The organism is Campylobacter sputorum subsp. sputorum, assembly GCF_008245005.1.
Classification (GTDB): Bacteria; Campylobacterota; Campylobacteria; order Campylobacterales; family Campylobacteraceae; genus Campylobacter_F; species Campylobacter_F sputorum.
Genome location: NZ_CP043427.1, coordinates 1167486 through 1189733, shown reverse-complemented (window position 1 = coordinate 1189733; position 22248 = coordinate 1167486). Strand labels below are relative to the sequence as shown.

Genomic DNA, 22248 nt, shown 5'->3' with positions numbered 1-22248 from the left:
GAGAAAAAATGGAAAAAAGATATATAACAACACCAATTTATTATGTAAATGACATTCCTCATATAGGACATGCTTATACTACGATAGTTTGTGATACAATGGCTAGATTTTATAGACTTCAAGGATATGATACATATTTTTTAACAGGAACTGATGAGCATGGTCAAAAGATAGAACAAGCTGCATCTAAAAAAGGCTTTACGCCAAAAGAATATGCGGATGATATAAGTGCTAAATTTAGAAATTTATGGGATTATTTTGAGATAAGTTATGATCATTTCATAAGAACAACAGATGATTATCACAAACAAACTGTGCAAAATGCTTTTGAGAAAATGTATAAAAAAGGCGATATATACAAAGGCGAATACGAAGGGTATTATTGTGTTAGCTGTGAGTCTTTTTTCACACAAACACAACTTTTGGATGATGAATGCTGTCCTGATTGTGGTAAAAAAACAAGCATTGTTAAAGAAGAAAGTTACTTTTTTAAACTCTCAAAATATCAAGATAAGCTTTTAAAATGGTATGAAGAAAACGAAGATTGCATAATACCAAAAAATAAAAAAAATGAGATTATTAATTTTGTAAAAAGTGGATTAAAAGATCTTTCTATCACAAGAACTAGCTTTGATTGGGGTATAAAACTTCCTGCAAGCTTGAATGATGATAAGCATGTTATGTATGTTTGGCTAGATGCCTTGCTAAATTATCTCTCAGCTCTTGGATATACGCTTGGTAGCGAGAAAATGGGTTATTGGGATCACACTTTGCATGTTGTAGGTAAAGATATACTTAGATTTCATGCGGTTTATTGGCCTGCATTTTTAATGAGTCTTGAATTACCTTTGCCAAAGCATATAGCAGCACATGGTTGGTGGACAAGAGATGGTGTAAAGATGAGTAAATCCTTGGGAAATGTTGTAAATCCTAAAGAAGTTGCCGATGCATATGGAAAAGAGTGTTTTAGGTACTTTTTGTTAAGAGAAGTTCCATTTGGTCAAGATGGAGACTTTTCGCAAAAAGCACTGATAGATAGGATAAATAGTGATCTTTCAAATGAGCTTGGGAATTTACTAAGCAGGATTGTTGGAATGAGCTCAAAATATAGTGATTACGAGATAAATTCAAAAGATGTTTTGAAATTTTATAAAAATGAGCTTTATAGTGTGGATTGTTTTATAAATAATGCAATATCGGCATTAAATGAGGTGGCTACAAACAGATATCTAGAAGAGCTTTGGAAGATACTTTCTGTTGCAAATGGCGTGATAGCAAAATACGAACCTTGGAATTTGATAAAAAACTCTAAAAATGATGAAGCACTTGCTCTTGTGGCTTTGTGTGCAAATTTGCTTACAAAAGTTGCTATTTTGCTTTATCCTGCAATGCCAAAAAGTGCTAGCAAAATAGCCGAAATTCTAGATTTTGAGATAAATAATAAAACTTATGAAAGTGTTATAAAAGAAAAAAATCTTTTAAATTTTAAAGCACAAAAAACGAATCCACTTTTTGTAAAAGTAGAAAATGAACTTTTAAAACGACCAGAAGTAAAACAAGAAGAACTCCCTCAAAAACAAGATAATGATATACAAATAGATGATTTTAAAAAATGTGTTATTAAAGTAGGAACCATTTTGGAATGCGAAAATATAGAAGGCAGTGAAAAACTGCTTAAATTTAGCATTGATCTTGGCGAAGACAAGCCAAGACAGATAATATCAGGTATAGCAAAATATTATAATCCTTTGGATTTAATCGGCAAACAAATTTGCGTTTTAGCAAATTTAAAACCAAGAAAAATTTTTAAACATATTTCAGAAGGTATGATACTGAGTGCAGAAGATGGCAGACTAACACTTCTTAGTGTTGCAAATAAAGTAAAAAATGGTGCGATAATAGGATGAATATAATAAATCTTTGTGGTCTTTTAAACGCTGATTTGCTAAATAAACCAAAAATTTCGGCTATAAATAGTTTTTGTTTTGATTTAAAAGATTGCAAAGATCAATGTGCTTTTATCTGTATAAATAGTAGCGATGATGACATAGCTGAAGCCATAGAGCGAGGTGCTTATGCCATAATTTGCGAACACGATACTATGGTGCAAAACGATGAGATTGCCATAATGAAAGTTGGTAGTCTAAAAATTGCTTTAACTAGACTTATACGCTTTGTTGCGTGTTATAAAAAGCTTAAATTTGCGATTTTAAATACCATTCAATACGCCGCTATTTGCAAATTTTCACTAGATAAAAAAGCAAAGATACTAAAAAGTGATTTTAAAAAGCGTTTTTTGGATATAATGAATGCAAATGATGAGGATCTATTTTTTAGCGATGATGAGAAGTTGTTGCAAAAAACTACGGCTTTTTATGATACTGTTTTTAGTGATGATGACGCACAAAATATAACAGAAAATTCTATTTTTTATTTGAGTTTTGTTTGCGATGATGTATATTATCAAAATATAATTTATCCCAAAGTTTTTCTTAGGCATTTAACTGGGCTTATAAAATATCTAAACAAATTAGAAATTTCTTTTAAATTACCAAAAGATTTAGGCATAGAAGGACATTTTGATCCTATATTTGTAGATAAATTTTATAATATAAAGTCTTTTGGCGATAGTTACAGAGCTTTTATTATTGAGAATGATTTAAGTTTATTTGAGATTGAAGCAAATTTTTTAAGGTCTAAATTTAATGATAATATCATAATTTGTGCATCTTATAATTTGCAAACAAACATCCAAATAGATTTTCGTTTTACATCATTAAATGCTTTGCAAAATTTAAATAATTTTCATTACGCTTTGGTTTTTTGTGAAAAAAACGAACTAATAGATTCTTTAAATCAAAAAAAAGATCAAGAAACACTTTTTTAATCTAAATTTATCCTTATATATAAAATAGTATAATGTGCTAATGCTAATTTTAGGAGGATACTATGAATAAAACAGCTTTTATAACAGGTGCAACTTCGGGTTTTGGTGAGGCTATCGCTAGGCTTTTAGCTAAAAATGGATATAAATTAGTGCTCGTAGCAAGAAGAGAAGATAGACTAAAGACTTTATCTGATGAGATTGGTAAAGACAATGTGCATATTATATCGCTTGATATTTGCGATAAAGATAGCGTTTTTAAGGCTATTAAAGATATCCCACAAAATTTTTTAGATATAGAAATTTTGGTAAATAACGCAGGTCTAGCTCTTGGTCAAGAGAGTTTTATAGATGCATCGATTGAGGATTTTGAGACTATGATTGATACAAATATAAAAGGTCTTATTTATATCACAAAAGCGATATTACCTATAATGAAACAAAGAAAAAGCGGATATATCTTTAACTTAGGCTCTGTTGCTGGAAACTGGCCATATAGCGGCGGAAATGTTTATGGTGCAACAAAAGCTTTTGTAAAACAGCTAAGCTTTAACCTTAGAAATGATTTAAAGGGTACAAATATCAGAGTTACAAACATAGAGCCGGGTATTGCAAAAACAGAGTTTAGTTTAGTGAGATTTAAAGGCGATAAATCAAAAGCAGATAGTGTGTATGAAAACACAGGGTTTTTAAGGGCTGAAGATATTGCTACAATAGTATTAAATTGCATAAATATGCCAAAAAATGTAAATATAAATTCGCTTGAAGTAATGGCTACAACGCAAACTTGGGCTGGATTTTTCTTTGAAAAAAAATAGTTTAAGGAGTTTTTACTCCTTAAAGCATTTTTAATACTTTGACAACTTCGCCCTTTTTTAGACCATCTTTTTTTTCTAACGGACAAATTAGTAGTGCTGCGTTATTGTTTAGATTATTTATTATCGCACTTGAACCGCTTTTTTTACCTTCTAAATTTGCAAAAACTTTACCATCTTTAAAAGTTATATTGCAAGCAGTAAATTCTAAAAATTCGGTCTTTTTAACATAATCTTGGCTTAAAATAGCTTCAATTTCATTTTCTTCTTTTATGCAAAAAAGCTCGTTTATCAAAACTCTTACATACAACACGCACATTACCATAGCTGAGTATGGAAATCCTGGAAGTGCAAATATGTATTTATCATTAAATTTGGCTATTTTTATGTGTCTTCCAGGTTTTATAGCTGCCCCATCTACTAATATTTCACAATTTTCTTTGAGCGATGATTTTACAAAATCATAATCCCCAACACTCACTCCGCCTGTAGTGATTAGCATATCGCAACTTTTTATGCCATTTATGATAGCTTCTTTTACTAGATTTTTTTCATCTTTTATTATTGGTAAAATAACAGCTTCACACCCCATAAGTTCTAACATAGATGCTATTGCTATGTGATTTGAGCTATGAATTTGTGCTGGTGTTTGAAGTGCTTCTCCAAGATCTCTTATCTCGCTTCCTGTTGCCAAAACTCCGACTTTTGGTTTCATAAAAACAGATATATGAAACTCTCCAAGCTCAGCAAGAAGTGCTATTTCAGAATAACTAAGTTTTGTTCCTTTTCTTATCAAAATATCATCTTTTTTGTAACTTTCGCCTATTTTTCTTACAGCAAAACCTTTTTTTACGCCTTGATTTATAAAAATATACCCATCTTTGACATCTACATTTTCTATAGGTATTAGTGTATCGCTATTTTTACACATAAGTGAGCCTGTAAATGTTTTTATGCACTCGCCATCTTTTAAGCCTATATTCATAGGATTTGTTCCAGCTGGAATATCTCCTAAAATTTTTAGCTTTCCATCGGATAGATCGCTAAATTTACAAGCATATCCGTCCATTGCTGAAGTTTCATACTGCGGGTAGTTTTCTTTGGCAATTATATCTACTGCTAATATTCTATTTAGTGCAGAAGTTATGGCAACTTTTTGTATTTTCTCACAAGGTTTTATAGAGTTTTTTAGTGTCTTTAAGGTCTCTTCGTATGATTTAAATTTCATTTTATTCCTTAGCTTAAAAGTCCAGCATTGCTTAAGTTATGTGATCTTTCTTTTGCATAGATTCTTTTGCCATTTATAACATCATATTTCCAAATAGGAGCATTTGCTTTAAAATCTTCTACAAAATCGTTTATAAGTTTTAAGGCTATTTTTCGTTGTTTGCTCACAACGCCGCTCATATAAGAGCATTCGTGAATTTTGACATCTCCAAGAGAGTGTGCAAAAAGTAAATAAGTGCCACATTTTGCAGCATCTTTTACCCAGTTTTCATACCAAGATTGTAAAATCGGTTTGTATATATCAAAGCTTAGTGCGGATATACCGCCTTCATCTCTTACTATACCGCTAAATGTTATCAATGCACCACAATTTGCATTCTTAAATTTATCATACCAAGTTTTATAAATTTGCAAACTATCCAAACTTCCTTGGTAAATTTCCATATTTGTTAAAATTTCTTGCATATTATCCACCACAAACTGGAGGTAAAATAGATATTTTATCGCCATCTTTTAAATTTATATCCAAAGAGCTTATCATTTTATCATTTAGTGCAACTCCTGATATTTCAAGCCATTGTTTTAGATTTTCATATTTTGCCAAAACTTCTTTTAACTCTTTTAAATTTTTTACATCCAAAGATAATTTTTCGTGTCCTATAGGTCCTAAAAATTCAACTTCTACCATAACTTACTCCAATTTAAATTTAAATATTTTAACTAAAATTTCTAAATTTTTGCATAATTTAAAAAAGAGATATTATTTATCTTATTTTGTTATAATTCATAAATTTAAAATTACACAAGGATAAAATATGGCAAATGGTACGATTATATATGCTTCAAAAGCTGGTGCAACTAAAGCAGTTAGTGAAATTATAGCAAAAGAGCTTGATTTTGACATTTTAAATGCAAAAGAGCTTACATCTGAAGTTTTTAGTGAGTATGATAATTTTATTTTTGCGTCTTCAACTTACGGAGATGGGGCTTTAAATCCTGATTGGAAAGATAAATTAGATATCTTAGAAGATGCAAATTTAGAGTCAAAAACTATAGCACTTGTAGGCATTGGAAATCAAGAAAGACACGGAGAGCATTTTTGTGGCGGTATGGCTGAGTTTTTAGAAAAGATAAAAGGTGCAAATGTTATAGGGCAAACAGAGCTTAATGGTTATAAATTTAATAATTCTGAGTTTTTCAAAGACGGTAAATTTTTTGGTTTAGCTGTTGATTTTAAGGGCGATGAAAATTATCAAAAAAGAGTTCTTGATTGGGTAAATGATATAAAGGTTAAATTTAAAGGATAAAATCCTTTAAATTTTGTATGATTGCAACTATAAAATATATTAAACTATATTAAACTATATTAAACTATATTAAACTATATTAAACTATATTAAACTATATTAAACTATATTTATTTTTATTGTTGCAATCTTTTTAAACACTAATACTCATACAAAAACGCTTTTAAGCCAGTAGGCTCTGCTTGCTCGACTTCTTTATGTACATTTATTTGATGGCTTTATATTTACATCTCTACCAAAAACATAACTTTGTTCATCTACAACAGCTTTGTAAGCTTTATTTAGTTTTAAAGCACGCTCCGCACTTGGCATTAAAAGATAACTAATGTCATTTTTCAAAATTTCCATAGCCTTTGGTTTTAACTTCCAGCTTCTATCCATTTTAGCCCCAGGATTAGCTTGATTTATCTCATACTCTTTTTCTATCATCTTTTGATTTTTTCTCCAACCATCCATAAAGAATTTATCCATTATCTCTGTATTTCCTCTAAACTCATCACCGGCGTTATTTAGTGCCAAATATTTAGCGTATTCTCCTTCGCCATCTTTAAGCACCATATCTTTTATGCCAGAAAAGTCTTTTTGCAACCAGTGAAACCAGCCATTTTGAAACTCATCATTTTCAAATTTACGCTGAAAAACAAATGTTGAATCAGCCGTTGCTGCGATATTTGAGTGACATCCCATACAAAATAGAGTCTCTTCATAATTTTGCGGCCTAAGTTCTCCAAATTTATCTTCAATAAATCCTTGAAAAAACCAACCACGCTCATTATTTAGCCCAGTTTCCACGTTTCCAACATATTGATCTGTCCTATCAGGAAAATCGCTCTTTTCTTTTATAACACCAGCTCCAGTATCTGAGAGATCGCCATAAGTTTGCCAGTATTTTTTAACGCCGTATCTTAGCTCTTTCATTCTTTTTGCCATATCTGTTTTATCATTATTTACATCTATATATCTAACAGAGTGTAAAAACTCAGTCCCGACAGGATAAAGACCAGGAGCGATAAATACTTTGTTTTCAATGAGTAAATTTTTAGCAAGTCCAACATAATTCATACTAAAATTTGAAAGTTTATCTGTTTTAATGTCATAATCAGGCTTATTCCATTTAAAAAATATCTCATTTGCCGTGTCAAATTTACCATTTTGGTTTAAATCAACGCCGTATTTACTCTCATCTATCGCAAATGTTTTTATGCTTTTTTGCTTTATCAAACTCTCAACTATAAGTAAATTTATCTTATAAATTTCAAGATCAAATTTACCGCTCTCATCTGTGGCAAAAATTTTTGGAAGGCGGATTAAAACATCATCCGTGTTTCCATTTGTAGGCCAAAAAGTCCCTAAAAATGGATAGTATCCAAATGCTCTCCAAAGAGTATATCCGCCATCTTTTGTCCTATCAAAGCCCTCATTATCAAAGTTATACTCACAATCAGGTATATAGCCATCCCATTTACCATTTTTATTATAATCCCAGTTTTTGTCTAAATTTTTAAGCTTTTTAGCTAAGATTATTTCGCCGTTTTCATCTTTATAATTATCGCTTCTAACATATTTTAAAATTTCATCATCGCTGATTTTAGCGATATCTTTACTTCTATCTACAAATAAATTTGTAAAAGGATTTTTAGTTGCAGGAGCTGGAAAATCATAACTTTCTTGAACATCATAATCCTCATAAGTAAAATTTGGCTCTTTATTTAAGCTATGACAAGTAAAGCAAGGATTTGATACGATTTTTGGATTTTTCTCATCAATGGTTTTTGTATAGCACTGCGATGAAACATAAGAGTGATTTGCGTTGATAATCTCTTTACTGGTAATATTAATTTCCAATGCAAAAGCATTAATAAAAAGCAAATTTAGTAAAACTAAACTTTTTCTCATAAGATCCCCTTTTTTAAATTTATAAAAGCCCACTTTTTAAAGGTGGGCTTTTTGTGAAATATTTGTATAAAATAACTATTTTGTTATAACAGGAAGTGGTCCGATATATCCAGTATAAGCTCTTGAATCACTTGGATTTGAAAGTTTATCTTCATCGCTCTCTCCATAAGGGTGTTGCACAACTGCCATTATATAGCCAAAGCCAGCGATATTGTTGTAGTAGTAAGGTGATGTTGTTTCACTTCCATAAGGTGTTGTAAAAATTCTAGTTAGCTTATCTTCTGCAATGTTGTATGACCAAATAGCGTCATTTTGATGACCATCGCCTGTATCTTCTCCGATGATTAATGTGCCAGTATTATTTATATAAGTAACATTATCAGGATTTGCTAAGCCATTTAAATCACAGGTATTTAGCTTATCGCCTGCACTGCTATACTTGCCTGAAACCATACCTTTCATTACACTTGGAACAAATTTTGAGCCTATTTTTTCATCTTCTACTAAGCTTAGTCTATAAACAGTTCCACAAGTATTGTGCGGAAGTCTTATGTGATCAAATCCCTTAACATCATATTTATTGCTATCTTTGCCTTTTGACTTAAAGCTTTCCATACCTTTATTTATCTCACTCATTCCTATATAAACTTCATTTAGATTATTGTTGTAAGTTATGCCTTCCATTTTTCTAAACTCAGTTGTAGCCCCTTTTATCGCTGCAACTCTTCTAGTTTCTAGTCTTGAAGCTACTTTTTCCATACCATCTTTTAGTTTTATACACTCAGGTGGTGTTTCTTGGTTTGAATCAGCATTTGCCTTAGTTGGAGTAAATCCAGCTGGACAACTATCATCTTTAAACTCAGCTACTTCAAACATATCGCTAAATTTAACATTATCTTTGATAGCTTTTTGGATTTCATTGTTTGAGGCATGACCTAAATCCATCCACTCTAAATTTGCAGTTCCGCCGTTTTTATCATCTATTTGATTCCATTTAGTAGCATATAAAGTTCCAGCACTCAAATCCCCTGCCTTATCAGCTATAAACATAAATAGCCCGACATTTGTGCCATCATCACTTAAAAACACGGTTTTATTATCAGGCATTACATAAGCTAACTCGTGAGCAAATCTACCCATAGAGTAGTGTTTTGTAACTTCAGCGTCGCCTTTATCGCTAACTATTTTTATCTCAGGTGTCCATCCGTAAGCATAAGGATTAAGTTTAGTTAAATCCCCGCCAAAATACTCGCCCATTAAGTTATAGTATTCACCGCCATCGCCGTCAGATTTGATAGTTCTTGCATCTGGCTCATACTCTTCGCTTCCTAAATGAGTCCCCCACGGCGTAACTGATCCAGCACATGGAACCCATAAACCACCAAATTTAGAAAAATCTATATTTCTAGTATTTACAGCTATTAATTTTCCATTCTTATCTTGTCTTAACTCTGTTACATACATAGCAGCCGGTCTTGTCTCAAAGTGAGAAACCATAAAAATTTTATCGCCGTAAGTTAAAAGTGATGAGAAGTCATTATCATTTGAAATTCTAGGACTTCCATCTTTTGTTGTGATAAGCTTGCCATTTGTGTCATACAAAGCACCAAACACACCATCGCCTACTTTATCACCTGAACGCATTATGACATTGTAGCCTATTTTATACTCTTTATCATTAACTTTTACACTACTGCTTGCTCTTACTTCTCTTTTTTGGGCATCTGTTTTAGGAACTGAAACTTCGCTAAATTCAATGCTGGTTAAATTATCAGCACCAAATGACACACAAACCGTAGCAGCAACTATTGAAATGACTTTTTTCATTTGTATTTCCTTGTATTGATAAGATGTTTTGAATTATATATCCTAAAAACAACATCAGGGAAACATTTATTTAAATTTGATTGTTTATTTAAAAAATGCTAATATTTTGTAAATTTATATAAAGGAGATTTTATGAGTGGTATGTTTTTATTTTGCGCTCTTATAATCGCTATTTTTGTAATTATTTATATGATAGCAAAACTAAACATTCATGCATTTTTATCTTTGATGTGTGTGTCACTAGTGCTAGCTATAGTAGTAGGAATTCCTTTGGGAAAAATCCCAAGTATTATAGGATCTGGTTTTAGTTCCATTTTTTCTAGCATAGGTATAGTTATAATTTTAGGTGCTCTTATTGGCACAATACTTGAAAAAACTGGAGCTGCATTAAAACTTGCTGATATGGTTATAAATTTTGTTGGTGAAAAAAGACCAAATTTAGCAATGATGATAATGGGTTGGGTTGTTGGAATTCCAGTATTTTGTGATAGCGGATATGTAGTTTTAAATCCTATTAGAAAAGCTATATCTCAAAAGATATTAAGCTCAAATCCGCTTGGTATGGCTGTTGCATTAAGTGGCGGACAATTCCCCCAACACCAGGACCAATAGCAGCTGCTGGAGCTTTAGGAGCTGGAGAAAACTTACTAATGGTTATTTTAGTTGGTGTATTAGTAAGCATTCCTATACTTTTTGTTTTATACTTTTTTTCTAAATTTATAGATAAAAAAGTATTTTTACAAGAAGATAAGCAAGAACTTATAAAAACTTATGATGAATTAAAAAGTGAATTTAAACAACTTCCTAGTGGTTTTAGCGTGATTATGCCAATACTTGCACCTATACTTTTTATGGCACTTGGCTCGCTTGCTGCAATTTTAAAAATAGATGGATTTTTGGGCGATATTTTTAAATTTTTGGGAGCTCCTATCATAGCACTTGGCATTGGTGTTTTATTTGGTGTGTATCAGCTTTATGAGACTAAAAAACTTAGTGAGTTTAATGAAATAACCCAAGAGAGTTTAAAGGTTGTTGGACCTATCATTTTTATAACTGCTGCTGGTGGAGTTCTTGGTAAAGTTATATCCGAGGCTGGTTTTGTTAATTTTATAAAAGAAAATGCACTTTATATAAGTTCTATGGGGATATTTTTTCCATTTATTATCGCTGCTATTTTAAAAACAGCTCAAGGCTCATCAACTGTTGCTATTATTACAACTGCTTCTATTTTAGGTTCATATCTTGATCCAAATTCAGTTATGAGTGTTTTGGGATTTAGCACAAGTATGAGTGCGGCACTTTGTGTAATGGCGATAGGTTGTGGAGCAATGTGTGTTTCTCATGCAAATGATAGTTACTTTTGGGTTGTAACAAATTTTAGCTCTATGGATACAACAAGGGGTTACAAAACTCAAACTTTAATGACATTTGTTATAGCCATAGCTGGTATTATAAGTGTTTATATTTTTAGCTTATTTTTGATGTAAGGTTTGTATGGAAAAAGTCGTTATTGCTATTGATTCATTTAAAGGATGTATGAGTTCTCTTGAGGCTGGACTTGCTATAAAAGATGGTATAAAAGAGTTTTGCGATGAGGTTGTGGTTATCCCTATAGCTGATGGTGGAGAAGGAAGCGTTGAGGCTATGAAAGATGCTTTGGGCGCTAAATTTACACATATTTATACTTTTGATCCATTATTGCGTAAAGTAAAGGCAAGTTATGCTTTTAATGAAAATTTAGCTATAATGGAAATGGCAAGTTCTTGCGGTTTGGCACTACTAAAAGATGAAGAGAAAAATCCAAATAAAACCTCTACTTATGGTCTTGGTATTATGATAAAAGATGCCATAAAAAAAGGCATAAGAGAGTTTATCATAGGAATAGGCGGAAGTGCTACAAATGACGCTGGTAGCGGTATGCTTGAAGCGCTTGGTTTTGAATTTTTTGATAATGATGGCAAAAAACTTAAAATGTGTGGCGAAAGCTTATCAAAAGTAAGTTTTATAAGCTCAAAAAATTCTTTAAGTGAATTAAATGAGTGCAAATTTAATATAGCTTGTGATGTTATAAATCCACTATATGGCACAAATGGTGCTGCTTATGTCTATGCTAGACAAAAAGGAGCAGATGATGATATGATAAAGTTTTTAGATAACTCTCTTAAAAATTTTGCGGATATAACATATAAATTTAATGGAAGCGATTTTTCAAATTTACAAGGTGCTGGTGCAGCAGGTGGTCTTGGATTTGGATTTGTAAGTTTTTTAAAAGCGAAGTTAATGCCAGGTTTTGATATCATCTCAAATGCTGTAAATTTAGAAAAATATATAAAAGATTCAAATTTGGTAATAACTGGCGAAGGAAGAATTGATTTTCAAAGCACGATGGGCAAAACCCCAACAAAAGTTGCAAGTATTGCTAAGAAGTACTCTAAAAAAGTTATAGCTTTTGGCGGAGCAATAAGTGATGATGTAAAAGGGTTAAACGATGTTATTGATGCGTATTTTTGCATACAGCAAGGAGCGATTTGTCTTAAAGAAGCGATGAGAAAAGAAGTTGCGATGAAAAATCTAAAAAATATATCAAATCAAGTTATGAGACTTTTAGTCTAAGACCCTAAATGGGTCTTAGATTTATTTTACAAGTTCTAAAGTAGCTGATGCTATGGCAAACTCTTCGTCGGTTGGAACTATCAATGTTCTTACTTTTGCATCTTTTGTGCTTATATCTCTTATTTCGCCACTTCTAATGCTATTTTTTTCTTTATCTATTGCTATTCCTAAGCTTTGCATATTTTCACAAATAGCTTCTCTTGCAAGGTTGTCGTTTTCGCCAATTCCTGCTGTAAATATTATTGCATCAACTCTGCTTAATGCTGCATAATACGCTCCGACATATTTTTTAATGCGGTAGCAAAACATATCAAAAGCTAACTTTGCTTTTTCATCTGTTTTCATTTTTTCTTCCACATCTCTCATATCATTTGTGCCACAAATTCCATAAAGTCCGCTTTTTTTATTCATTATGGTATCCATCTCTTCAACTTCTATATTTGCTACTCTTTTTAGATAAGGAAGTATAGCAGGATCTATGTCGCCACATCTTGTACCCATCATAAGTCCTTCAAGTGGAGTTAGTCCCATAGATGTATCAAAGCATTTTCCGTCTTTTATAGCACTAGCACTAGCCCCGTTTCCTAAGTGTAGTGTTATGCAGTTAAAATTATTTATATCAATGCCCATAAATTTAGCACCAGCTTTGCTTACATATTCGTGAGATGTGCCATGAGCTCCGTATTTTCTAATCTTGTATTTCTCGCAGTATTCATATGGCAGTGCATACATATAAGAGCTTTTTGGCATAGTTTGATGAAATGCTGTATCAAAAACAACTACATTTTTCACATTTGGCGCTTTTTTCATAACGCTTCTTATGCCTATTGCGTGAGCTGGGTTATGAAGTGGGGCAAGTGGGATGATATCTTCTATATCTTGTATAACTTTTTCAGTAACTAGTGTCGGTTTAAAATATTTACTTCCACCATGAACTACCCTATGTCCAATTCCGCCAAGCTCTCCAAAATCACTCATTATACCGCTTTTTTTGAAAAGCTCTTCCATAACTTCAAGACCTTGAGCATGATCTTTTATAGCGTTAGTTGATTCAAACACTTCTTTGTTTTTTTCAACTTTTAGTTTTGCGTAAGATGATTGTTCGCCTATTTTTTCTACCAAACCACTTGCGATAACACTTTTATCGTCCATTTCAAAAAGTTTAAATTTGATAGAACTACTTCCTAGATTTAAAACTAATATTTTCATTAAATTTCCTTTGCTTGAATAGCTGTTATTAAAATTGTATTTACTATATCTTCTACTAAACATCCGCGACTTAAATCATTAACTGGTTTTTTAAGCCCTTGCAAAATAGGACCAATTGCAACTGCTCCTGATGTTCTTTGAACTGCCTTATAGCATATATTTCCACAATTAAGATTAGGGAAAATAAATACATTTGCCCTCCCGGCTACTTTTGAGTTAGGCATTTTTTTCTTAGCTACTATCTCATCAAATGCTGCATCAAATTGAAGCGGTCCATCTACACTATCTTTTAGCTCACTATCTTTTGCTAATTTTGTCGCTCTTTTTATAAAATCAACATCTTCTCCGCTTCCGCTTTCTCCAGTTGAGTAACTAAGCATAGCTATCTTTGGATCAAGTCCGAAATCTCTAGCAGTTTTTGCACTTGATATAGCTATGCCGGCAAGTTGTTCTTCTGTTGGATTTGGCGTAATTGCACAATCTGCAAACACTACAACTTCATTTTCTAAACACATCAAAAATGCACCACTTACGGTTGATACTCCCGGTTTCATTTTGATTGTTTGAAGTGCAGGGCGTATGGTTTCAGCTGTGGTTGTGCTAGCACCACTTACCATACCACTTGCATATCCACTATAAACTAGCATTGTACTAAAGTAAGTTCTATCTTTTACTAGTTTTTGAGCTTCTTCTAGTTTCATACCTTTTGCTTTTCTTAACTCATAAAGTGTATTTGCAAATTCTTCAAGATATTCGTTGTTTTGTGGATCAATTATCTTTACATCTTTTAAATTTAAACCAAGTTTTTGAGCATTAGCTGAAATTTCATCATTTTTACCTAGAAGTATTAAATTTACTGCTTTGCTTTTTAAAATTATGCAAGCTGCTTTTAATATTCTCTCATCATCACTTTCTGGTAAAACTATCGTGCTATTTGCATTTTTTGCCATTTTGTATAATCGTGTTTCAAAGTTAAGAGGTGTAATGATATTTTTTTTCGTTTTCAAGCACTCTTCTAACTTTGAGTTTAGTTCTTTTAAATCTGTTAAATTTATAACAGATAAACCTTTGTTTTCGGCGTTATTTTTAAAAAATGTTTTTTTAAATTCGCATTTACTTAAATTTATTATAGGTAAGTTTAAATTTCTTGCTATTTCTAAATTTAAAAAACAGAAATTTTCATTTGCAACAACAGCCAAAGCACTATTTTGAGCTTTTTTGTCAAATTCTTCAATAATACTCTTTAAAAGCTCATTTTTTTGGTTGTTTAAGAGTAACTCTTTAGCTTTTTCTTCGCTAAAAACCGCACCGTTTTTATCACAAATCGGATAAAAACACTCAATATTTGTTGGTAAGTTTTGTATATCGTTTTGATTATCTGTTATGAGATAAAAACTATTTTCACACATACTTACACTCCTTTCTTTGTTATTTTGGAACTTTATTTGCTTACAATTTATTATAACATAAAATAAATTATTATAACATAAAATAAAATATTCTAAGGTTTTATATGAAAAAAAATATAATTTTATTTTCTAGCTTAGCTATTATACTCTCTGGATGCACATATACAGTTGATCCAAAAATATCGATGGAGCCACCTGTTTATGTAGAGCAACTCCCTCCAAAACAAGTAGGCAATGAGATACAGCATGCCGGAAGTCTTTTTGGAAGAGGTGAAAATCCAATTTTTTCTGACAGAAAAGCTATGAATGTAAATGATTTGGTTACAGTTGTAATAAGTGAAAAAACAAATCAAAGCTCAAATGGTAAAAAAACTACTTCAAAAAACTCCACAACAGCATTATCTGGCGGAATTATAACAGCTGGTTCGCCACTATCTAGTGTAACAGATCAAATAAATAAATTTGGAAATATAGGCTTTAAAGGCGGTAGTGAAACTGCTTATAGCGGTGATGGAACAAACACCAGAACAGAAGCATTTAACACAACTATATCAGCAAGGATAGTAAAAGTTTTAAATAATGGAAATTATTTTATAGAAGGAAATAGGGAATTACTAATAAACGGCGAAAAGCAGATTATCCAGCTTAGTGGCGTTATAAGACCTTATGATATATCAAGCAACAATGAGATTGATTCAAGATATATTGCTGATGCTAAAATTTCTTATAAAACAGAAGGCGATATAAATAAAGCGATAACAAAACCTTGGGGAACAAAGCTTTTAGAGGGAATTTGGCCGTTTTAGTTGCCAAATTCTCTAGTCCTTTCTAGTGCATCTTTTGCTCTGCTATATTCTTTTTTATCAACAAATATTTTTGCTACATTTCTACAAGCAAATTCTATGTCGTTTTTACAAGCCATAGAATAAAATTTAATAGCTTCGTCTATGTCATAATTTTCGCTATTTTCATACATATAACCAGCGTTTGCACATCCTTCAAAACTACCATATTCACATGAAAGTTTATAAAATTTTAAAGCTTGTATATCGTTTTTGTTTGTGCCATCTCCGCTTTCAAACATCATACCTGTATTATCACATCCTACTGCATTTTTAAGCTCACAAGCTTTTTTATAGTATTTAAATGCCGCTTTATAATTTTGCGTTACGCCCAAAGCTTTGTCATAATAAAAGCCAACAAAAACACACGCAGTGCTATCACCTAAATCACAAGCTTTTTCAAAGTAATTCATACTTTTGCTTAAATCCATCTCAACGCCGTCTGCTTCTTTATATATGCTTCCTAAATTTAAACACGCCCAAGCATCGTTTTTGTTACATTGAATTTCAAAAAGTTTTTTTGCTTTATCGTATTCTCCTGCATTAAAAAAATCAAGAGCATTTTTGGTTAAATTTTCATCATTTTTTGCATATGTTAAGCTTAATAATACAAATATTATCATAAAGTATCTATGCATATTTTATCCTTATTTTCGGTAATTGTGTTTCAAAAATAAACAATATTATAGCATAATTGCTAAAACTGAATATATATTTTACATATATAAACTAGTTCAAATATTAATAAAGATATAATATAAAAATTTTTGTAAAAGGTTGTATTAGTGAAAGAGATAACAGGCTCACAAATGATAATAGAAGCTTTGCATTTAGAAGATGTAAAAGTTGTGTTTGGATATCCTGGTGGTGCTGCACTAAACATTTATGATGAAATTTATAAACAAAATTATTTTAAGCATATTTTAGTAAGGCACGAGCAAGCGGCTGTTGTGGCTGCAGATGGTTATGCAAGAGCAACTGGTAAAGTTGGAGTTGCTGTTGTAACAAGTGGTCCTGGCATTACAAATGCACTTACTGGCATTGCAACTGCATATATGGATTCTATACCTATAATTATAATAAGTGGTCAAGTTAGTTCAAATTTAATAGGCACTGATGCCTTTCAAGAAATAGATGCTATCGGGATGAGTAGACCTTGTGTAAAACATAATTTTCTTGTAAAAAATATACAAGATTTACCTAGAATATTAAAAGAGGCTTTTTACATAGCAAAAAGCGGTAGACCTGGTCCTGTTCATATTGATATTGCAAAAGATGTAACGGCTGCAAAAGCTGTTTTTAAATATCCATCGTCTATAAATATGCTAACATATAAACCTACTTATAAGGGTCATTTAGGACAGATAAAAAAAGCCGCAGAATTGATACTTGATGCAAAAAAACCACTATTTTACATAGGTGGCGGTGTGGTTAGTTCAAATGCGAGTGAGATTGTGAGAGAACTTGTTGAGTTTACAAATATACCAGCAGTTGAAACTATAATGGCACTTGGCGTTTTAAGCTGTGAGGATAAAAATTTTATCAAAATGGCTGGAATGCATGGAAGTTATGCGGCAAATATGGCTTTGAGCGAATGTGATTTGTTAATTTGTCTTGGAGCTAGATTTGATGATAGAATCACTGGAAACACAAAAGAATTTGCAAAATATGCAACAATTATCCATATAGATATAGATCCAAGTTCTATTTCTAAGATTATTCATGCCCATTATCCAATAGTTGGGGATATAAATATGGTTGTTGCACAACTACTTGAAGAGCTTAAAAAAGAAAAAATAAAAAGTTTTAAAGATTGGCATAGCACCATAAAAACTTATGATAAATTACATCCTTTGACATATAAAGATAGCAAAGAATCTATAAAACCACAATGGGTTATAGAAGAGAGTGCAAAAATACTTGGCGATAATGTTATTGTTTCAACAGATGTCGGTCAACATCAGATGTGGGTTGCACAATTTTATCCTTTTAAAGAGCCAAGAAAACTTTTAACAAGCGGTGGACTTGGAACTATGGGATATGGTTTTCCTGCTGCAATTGGTGCAAAAGTTGCTTTTAAAGACGCTACTGTTGTAAATTTCAGTGGAGATGGATCTATTTTGATGAATATTCAAGAGCTTGCAACTGCAAATGAGTATGGTATTCCTGTTATAAATATCATTTTAAATAATGGCTTTTTGGGTATGGTTAGGCAGTGGCAAAGTATGTTTTATGAAGAGCGTTTTTCATCTACAAATTTACAAAATCTTGCTCCTGATTTTGTTAAATTGGCACAAGCTTTTGGTGGAAAAGGTTATAAATGTGAGAGTAAAGACGAGTTTAGACAAGCTTTAAAAGATGCTGTTAAGTCAAATAAAGTATGCATTATAGACGTTAGCGTAGATAGATTCGAAGATGTTTTGCCTATGGTTCCAGCTGGCGGTGCAATTTATAATATGATACTAGAATAGGTGGTATTTATGAACGAGAGAAGAGTAATTTCTGTAATAGTTTTAAACGAGCATGGTGTGTTAGCTAGGATTGCAGGACTTTTTGCTGGAAGAGGGTATAATATAGATAGCCTTACTGTCGCTCCACAACCAGATAGTCAGTTTTCAAGAGTTAGCATAGTTACTAGTTGCGATGAAAGAGTTTTTGAACAACTTGTAAAACAACTTCATAAACTTATACCTACATATAAAGTTATAGAAACTGATAATTTTAGTGAAAAAGAACTGGTTTTAGTAAAAATTCCGATAAAAGAAGATTTTAGCGGTTTAGATGCAATTTTAAAATCATATAATGGCATAGTTGCAAATGCAAACGAACAGTATATAATCGTAATGGCTTGTGATGATGCAGTAAGAATAGATTGTTTCATAAAAGTTATGAAAAAATACAGCCCGATTCAAATTGTTCGTGGCGGTTCAGTTTTGATGGAGATGTAAATGAAACTTAGTAAAATAGTAAAAATTTTAGATTTAAAAGTAGATCTAAAAGAAGATATTGAAATTCGCTCTTGTGCTTCGCTTTTGGATGCTAAGAGTGATAATTTAAGCTATTGTGATGGAGCAAAAAATCAAGATGATATAGCTAAAAGTAGTGCAGGGGTGATACTTGTTAGTAAAGATTTGGCACGCTTAGTTCCTCAAAACTCACAAGCTTTAATATGCGAAAATCCTCATCTTGCTTTTGCGATTTTAAGCAAAGAGTTTTCAAATCCTCTTTTTTATCCAAAATCAAGCTCTTTTATAGATGAGAGTGCAAACATTATGCCAAATGTTTATATAGGTTCAAATTCAAAAATAGGAAAAAGCACCATAATGCACGGAGCTTATATAGGCGATAATGTTGTTATAGGCGATAAATGTATAATACACCCAAATGTTGTAATTTATAATAACACTATCATAGGTAATTCTTGTCATATACTTGCAAATGCTGTGATTGGAAGTGATGGTTTTGGTTATGCTCACAAAAAAGATGGCAGTCATGTGAAAATTTATCATAACGGAAATGTGATTTTAGAAGATGAGGTGGAAATAGGTGCTGGAACTACGATAGATAGAGCTGTTTTTGGCTCAACTATTATAAAAAAATGCACCAAAATAGACAATCTTGTTCAAATAGGTCATAACTGCGAACTTGGGGAGAATTGCATTATTGTTTCTCAAACAGGACTTGCAGGATCAACAATACTTGGTAGAAATGTTGTAATGGGCGGTCAAAGTGGAAGTGGCGGGCATGTCAAAGTTGGTGATTTTGCACAAATTGCTGCTAGAACAGGAGTATCTAAAAATTTAGAAGGCTTTAAAAAATACGCAGGTCATCCTATACTTGAACTTAGCGAATGGTTAAAGTTAAATGCAAAAATTATGAGGTTTTTTAAAAAATAGTAATTTATGAAAATAACCATTTTTCCAATAGTTGCAAGTTTGGTTTTTATTTTCATAAATTTATATGTTTATAAAAGATTTTTTGGAAAAATTCATGTTTTTTCTAGCAAAAAATACTATGTTTTTGTTTTAATAATTTGTATTTTAGAAGCACTTTTTTTCTTTAATCTAAGAGTTAATTTTTTAAATCAAACCATGCAAAACTTTACGGCTTTGCTTATAGGTATTAGTTTTATTGCTTTTAGTTATGTTTTGATTTATGATATATTTTACATTTTGTTTAAATTTTTTAAATTTAAACAAAGTATTAGAAAAGATATAAAAAAATTCTTTGATATTGTATTTATTATTGCAATGTTTGTTGGTGTTTTTGTGGGTACATATAATGCTATTTTTAGACTTAATGTAAAAAATATAGACATAATTTTGCCAAATTTAAAACAAGATTTAAAACTCATTCAGATTAGTGATATTCATATAGGTGGGTTTTTAGATGATAATTTTTTAAAAAATATTGTAAATAAGGTTAATGAATTAAATCCAGATATAGTTGTAATAACTGGGGATTTGATAGATTTTGATCCAAAATTAGCCAAAGAAAAGCTTGCGTCCATAAATGATATAAAATCAAAATTTGGGACTTATTTTGTTGTTGGAAATCATGAATATTATGTTGGTATCAAAGAAAGTTTGGAGAATTTAAGCAGACTAAATATGCATATTTTACAAAATGAATCCATTGAGGTTGGCGGTGTAAATTTAGTAGGAGTTTATGATTACTTAGGCTATAAAATAGGGGAGTATGAGCCTAATTTTAGCAAGGCTATAAAAGATATAAATGAAAGTTTGCCCGTTATTTTACTAGCTCATCAGCCAAGAATTATAGTGCAATTAAACAAAAATGAGCTTTCAAGGCTAGATTTGATTTTATGTGGGCATACTCATGGGGGTCAGATTTTTCCATTTCATTTTTTGGTAAAAATGGTAAATTCTTATCTATACGGACTTTATGAAAAAGATAATGCTAAGATTTATGTAACATCTGGAACTGGATTTTGGGGGCTACCTATAAGACTTTTATCATCATCTGAGATAGTAAATTTTAATTTAAAGGGTAAAAAATGAGAAAAATAATATCACAAATTTTTGGTTATATTGCGGCTGTAAATTTTGGCTTTTTGCAAAAATACATAAATAAATTTTATATAAATTTATTTAAAATAGATATGAGCGAGTTTAAAAATTATGATGAGTATAAAAGTTTAAACGAACTTTTTACTAGAAAATTATTAAAACAAAGAAGTTTTAGTCTCAATGATGTAGATTTTATAAGCCCAAGTGACGGACTTTGTTTGGAATGTGGCACTAGCAACAATAGCACTGCTTTGAGTATAAAAGGCAGAAGTTATGATATAAAAAAACTTCTTAATATGAGTTATGAAGATGTGGAGTTTGATTATATAAATATATATCTTTCGCCAAAAAATTATCATTGCTATCACTCTCCTTGCGATATGCAAATTTTAAGTGCTTTATATATTCCTGGGGATTTAAAAAGTGTAAATCAAAAATCTTTAATGCGTTTTGATGGTGTTTATGAGACAAACGAAAGAGTTGTTTTAACTTGCAGATATAATGATAATTTTACATTTTGGTTAGTTTTTGTGGGTGCTTTGAATGTAGGTAAAATGAAATTTCTTTTTGATGATAGGATTCAAACAAATGCAAAATATATGGATAAGACACTTTATGAGTATGAAAATATATTTTTTAAAAAGGGCGATATGCTTGGGAATTTTGAGCTTGGTTCAACCATAGTCGTGCTAGCAAAAAGCGGCAAGATGAAACTTAGTATAAAAGCTGGCGATGAGATAAAATTTGGAGATACTATAGCTAAAATTCTATGATACAGGCACTGCCACTTTTGTAAGTTTTGTGAATTTTACTCCTTTTAAACCGGCTATTTCGTTGCTAAATTTTTCTATATCTTTAGCCTCGCCTTTAAGACATATAGTTTCTAAGCAGTTATCGTGGTTTATATGAATGTGTGTGGTGCAAGTGATATTTACTTTTGCATCGTGTTCTATTTGCATCATTTTTGATAAAACATCGTTTTGATGGTGGTTATAAACAATGGTTAAAACTGCTATTAGTTCATCATTTGCTTCTTGCCAAATATCTTTTATGATCTGTTCTCTTATAAGATCTCTTATAAACTCGCTTCTTGAAGCATAACTCTTATTTTCTACTTTTTTATCTAGTTCATCTAGTAAATTTTCTGGCAAAGAAACACTAAATCTTATTATTTTTTCCATTTTAATTC

Annotated in this window: 20 protein-coding genes and 1 pseudogene; 12 read left to right on the top strand and 9 right to left on the bottom strand. The window is 31.3% G+C overall.

Annotated elements, in window-relative coordinates; translation table 11 throughout:
• Positions 1-8: 8 nt before the first annotated feature.
• From metG to CSPT_RS05970, 3 genes are all read left to right on the top strand, one after another.
• The gene (gene metG / locus CSPT_RS05980) at positions 9-1907 is read left to right on the top strand and encodes a methionine--tRNA ligase (RefSeq protein WP_089182757.1); all 1899 of its coding nucleotides are present in this window, start codon (positions 9-11) and stop codon (positions 1905-1907) included.
• Positions 1904-2887 carry a hypothetical protein gene (locus tag CSPT_RS05975; protein ID WP_089182756.1) on the top strand — a complete coding sequence of 328 codons (984 nt, stop codon included), beginning with the start codon at positions 1904-1906 and terminating at the stop codon, positions 2885-2887. Before metG ends, CSPT_RS05975 begins: the two co-directional genes overlap by 4 nt.
• A gap of 62 nt (positions 2888-2949) precedes the next feature.
• Positions 2950-3702: an SDR family NAD(P)-dependent oxidoreductase gene (locus tag CSPT_RS05970; RefSeq protein ID WP_089182755.1), complete on the top strand. Its 753-nt coding sequence runs from the start codon at positions 2950-2952 to the stop codon at positions 3700-3702.
• Between the two features lie 19 nt (positions 3703-3721).
• Here CSPT_RS05970 and CSPT_RS05965 read toward each other — a convergent pair whose 3' ends face one another.
• The 3 genes from CSPT_RS05965 to CSPT_RS05955 are packed head-to-tail and all read right to left on the bottom strand — an operon-like array spanning position 3722 to position 5614.
• Positions 3722-4927 (bottom strand): molybdopterin molybdotransferase MoeA, encoded by a 1206-nt coding sequence (locus tag CSPT_RS05965; RefSeq protein WP_089182754.1) that lies wholly within the window; start codon positions 4925-4927, stop codon positions 3722-3724.
• An 8-nt stretch (positions 4928-4935) separates the two neighbouring features.
• Positions 4936-5370, bottom strand: a complete 435-nt coding sequence (locus tag CSPT_RS05960; protein WP_089183328.1) for a molybdopterin synthase catalytic subunit — start codon at positions 5368-5370, stop codon at positions 4936-4938.
• Between the two features lie 22 nt (positions 5371-5392).
• Positions 5393-5614 carry a MoaD/ThiS family protein gene (locus CSPT_RS05955; RefSeq protein ID WP_089182753.1) on the bottom strand — a complete coding sequence of 74 codons (222 nt, stop codon included), beginning with the start codon at positions 5612-5614 and terminating at the stop codon, positions 5393-5395.
• 127 nt (positions 5615-5741) lie between these two features.
• On the opposite strand from CSPT_RS05955, the gene CSPT_RS05950 reads away from it, so the two are divergent.
• A complete protein-coding gene (locus CSPT_RS05950; RefSeq protein ID WP_089182752.1) occupies positions 5742-6233 on the top strand; it encodes a flavodoxin domain-containing protein in 492 nt (163 codons plus the stop codon).
• A gap of 195 nt (positions 6234-6428) precedes the next feature.
• Here CSPT_RS05950 and CSPT_RS05945 read toward each other — a convergent pair whose 3' ends face one another.
• A complete protein-coding gene (locus CSPT_RS05945) occupies positions 6429-8129 on the bottom strand; it encodes an Aq_1262 family (lipo)protein (RefSeq protein ID WP_235610053.1) in 1701 nt (566 codons plus the stop codon).
• A gap of 75 nt (positions 8130-8204) precedes the next feature.
• Positions 8205-9956 (bottom strand): PhoX family protein, encoded by a 1752-nt coding sequence (locus tag CSPT_RS05940; RefSeq protein ID WP_089182751.1) that lies wholly within the window; start codon positions 9954-9956, stop codon positions 8205-8207.
• A 132-nt stretch (positions 9957-10088) separates the two neighbouring features.
• Here CSPT_RS05940 and CSPT_RS05935 point away from each other — a divergent pair.
• Positions 10089-11443 (top strand): annotated as a pseudogene (locus tag CSPT_RS05935) (GntP family permease).
• A 7-nt stretch (positions 11444-11450) separates the two neighbouring features.
• The gene (locus tag CSPT_RS05930) at positions 11451-12569 is read left to right on the top strand and encodes a glycerate kinase family protein (RefSeq protein ID WP_089182750.1); all 1119 of its coding nucleotides are present in this window, start codon (positions 11451-11453) and stop codon (positions 12567-12569) included.
• 21 nt (positions 12570-12590) lie between these two features.
• Here the strand turns inward: CSPT_RS05930 and CSPT_RS05925 are convergent, their stop codons facing one another.
• Both CSPT_RS05925 and pta read right to left on the bottom strand, forming a co-directional pair.
• Positions 12591-13778 carry an acetate kinase gene (locus CSPT_RS05925; RefSeq protein WP_089182749.1) on the bottom strand — a complete coding sequence of 396 codons (1188 nt, stop codon included), beginning with the start codon at positions 13776-13778 and terminating at the stop codon, positions 12591-12593.
• On the bottom strand, positions 13778-15187 hold the full coding sequence (gene pta / locus CSPT_RS05920) for a phosphate acetyltransferase (RefSeq protein WP_089182748.1): 1410 nt from the start codon (positions 15185-15187) through the stop codon (positions 13778-13780). Before pta ends, CSPT_RS05925 begins: the two co-directional genes overlap by 1 nt.
• A 104-nt stretch (positions 15188-15291) precedes the next feature.
• On the opposite strand from pta, the gene flgH reads away from it, so the two are divergent.
• The gene (gene flgH, locus CSPT_RS05915) at positions 15292-15993 is read left to right on the top strand and encodes a flagellar basal body L-ring protein FlgH (protein WP_089182747.1); all 702 of its coding nucleotides are present in this window, start codon (positions 15292-15294) and stop codon (positions 15991-15993) included.
• Here the strand turns inward: flgH and CSPT_RS05910 are convergent.
• The gene (locus CSPT_RS05910; RefSeq protein WP_089182746.1) at positions 15990-16667 is read right to left on the bottom strand and encodes a tetratricopeptide repeat protein; all 678 of its coding nucleotides are present in this window, start codon (positions 16665-16667) and stop codon (positions 15990-15992) included. The two genes, flgH and CSPT_RS05910, sit on opposite strands and share 4 nt — an antisense overlap.
• Before the next feature lie 147 nt (positions 16668-16814).
• On the opposite strand from CSPT_RS05910, the gene CSPT_RS05905 reads away from it, so the two are divergent.
• From CSPT_RS05905 to CSPT_RS05885, 5 genes are read left to right on the top strand one after another with little or no spacing between them, the layout of a single operon-like run.
• The gene (locus CSPT_RS05905) at positions 16815-18500 is read left to right on the top strand and encodes an acetolactate synthase large subunit (protein ID WP_089182745.1); all 1686 of its coding nucleotides are present in this window, start codon (positions 16815-16817) and stop codon (positions 18498-18500) included.
• Between the two features lie 9 nt (positions 18501-18509).
• Positions 18510-18977: an acetolactate synthase small subunit gene (gene ilvN / locus CSPT_RS05900; RefSeq protein WP_033915915.1), complete on the top strand. Its 468-nt coding sequence runs from the start codon at positions 18510-18512 to the stop codon at positions 18975-18977.
• Positions 18978-19925: a UDP-3-O-(3-hydroxymyristoyl)glucosamine N-acyltransferase gene (gene lpxD / locus CSPT_RS05895; protein ID WP_089182744.1), complete on the top strand. Its 948-nt coding sequence runs from the start codon at positions 18978-18980 to the stop codon at positions 19923-19925.
• 6 nt (positions 19926-19931) lie between these two features.
• Complete coding sequence (locus CSPT_RS05890) at positions 19932-21050, top strand: metallophosphoesterase (protein WP_089182743.1); 1119 nt, start codon at positions 19932-19934, stop codon at positions 21048-21050.
• Positions 21047-21832 carry a phosphatidylserine decarboxylase gene (locus CSPT_RS05885; protein WP_089182742.1) on the top strand — a complete coding sequence of 262 codons (786 nt, stop codon included), beginning with the start codon at positions 21047-21049 and terminating at the stop codon, positions 21830-21832. The genes CSPT_RS05890 and CSPT_RS05885 overlap by 4 nt, the downstream gene beginning before the upstream one ends.
• Here the strand turns inward: CSPT_RS05885 and nikR are convergent.
• Complete coding sequence (gene nikR, locus CSPT_RS05880) at positions 21827-22240, bottom strand: nickel-responsive transcriptional regulator NikR (RefSeq protein ID WP_089182741.1); 414 nt, start codon at positions 22238-22240, stop codon at positions 21827-21829. The genes CSPT_RS05885 and nikR overlap by 6 nt on opposite strands.
• Positions 22241-22248: the final 8 nt, after the last annotated feature.

What these genes read in the sequence shown, in the direction of transcription:
- metG (WP_089182757.1), top strand. Translation starts at nt 9, where the DNA reads ATGGAAAAAAGATATATAACAACACCAATTTATTATGTAAATGACATT.
- CSPT_RS05975 (WP_089182756.1), top strand. Translation starts at nt 1,904, where the DNA reads ATGAATATAATAAATCTTTGTGGTCTTTTAAACGCTGATTTGCTAAAT.
- CSPT_RS05970 (WP_089182755.1), top strand. Translation starts at nt 2,950, where the DNA reads ATGAATAAAACAGCTTTTATAACAGGTGCAACTTCGGGTTTTGGTGAG.
- CSPT_RS05965 (WP_089182754.1), bottom strand. Translation starts at nt 4,927, where the DNA reads ATGAAATTTAAATCATACGAAGAGACCTTAAAGACACTAAAAAACTCT.
- CSPT_RS05960 (WP_089183328.1), bottom strand. Translation starts at nt 5,370, where the DNA reads ATGGAAATTTACCAAGGAAGTTTGGATAGTTTGCAAATTTATAAAACT.
- CSPT_RS05955 (WP_089182753.1), bottom strand. Translation starts at nt 5,614, where the DNA reads ATGGTAGAAGTTGAATTTTTAGGACCTATAGGACACGAAAAATTATCT.
- CSPT_RS05950 (WP_089182752.1), top strand. Translation starts at nt 5,742, where the DNA reads ATGGCAAATGGTACGATTATATATGCTTCAAAAGCTGGTGCAACTAAA.
- CSPT_RS05945 (WP_235610053.1), bottom strand. Translation starts at nt 8,129, where the DNA reads ATGAGAAAAAGTTTAGTTTTACTAAATTTGCTTTTTATTAATGCTTTT.
- CSPT_RS05940 (WP_089182751.1), bottom strand. Translation starts at nt 9,956, where the DNA reads ATGAAAAAAGTCATTTCAATAGTTGCTGCTACGGTTTGTGTGTCATTT.
- CSPT_RS05930 (WP_089182750.1), top strand. Translation starts at nt 11,451, where the DNA reads ATGGAAAAAGTCGTTATTGCTATTGATTCATTTAAAGGATGTATGAGT.
- CSPT_RS05925 (WP_089182749.1), bottom strand. Translation starts at nt 13,778, where the DNA reads ATGAAAATATTAGTTTTAAATCTAGGAAGTAGTTCTATCAAATTTAAA.
- pta (WP_089182748.1), bottom strand. Translation starts at nt 15,187, where the DNA reads ATGTGTGAAAATAGTTTTTATCTCATAACAGATAATCAAAACGATATA.
- flgH (WP_089182747.1), top strand. Translation starts at nt 15,292, where the DNA reads ATGAAAAAAAATATAATTTTATTTTCTAGCTTAGCTATTATACTCTCT.
- CSPT_RS05910 (WP_089182746.1), bottom strand. Translation starts at nt 16,667, where the DNA reads ATGCATAGATACTTTATGATAATATTTGTATTATTAAGCTTAACATAT.
- ilvN (WP_033915915.1), top strand. Translation starts at nt 18,510, where the DNA reads ATGAACGAGAGAAGAGTAATTTCTGTAATAGTTTTAAACGAGCATGGT.
- lpxD (WP_089182744.1), top strand. Translation starts at nt 18,978, where the DNA reads ATGAAACTTAGTAAAATAGTAAAAATTTTAGATTTAAAAGTAGATCTA.
- CSPT_RS05890 (WP_089182743.1), top strand. Translation starts at nt 19,932, where the DNA reads ATGAAAATAACCATTTTTCCAATAGTTGCAAGTTTGGTTTTTATTTTC.
- CSPT_RS05885 (WP_089182742.1), top strand. Translation starts at nt 21,047, where the DNA reads ATGAGAAAAATAATATCACAAATTTTTGGTTATATTGCGGCTGTAAAT.
- nikR (WP_089182741.1), bottom strand. Translation starts at nt 22,240, where the DNA reads ATGGAAAAAATAATAAGATTTAGTGTTTCTTTGCCAGAAAATTTACTA.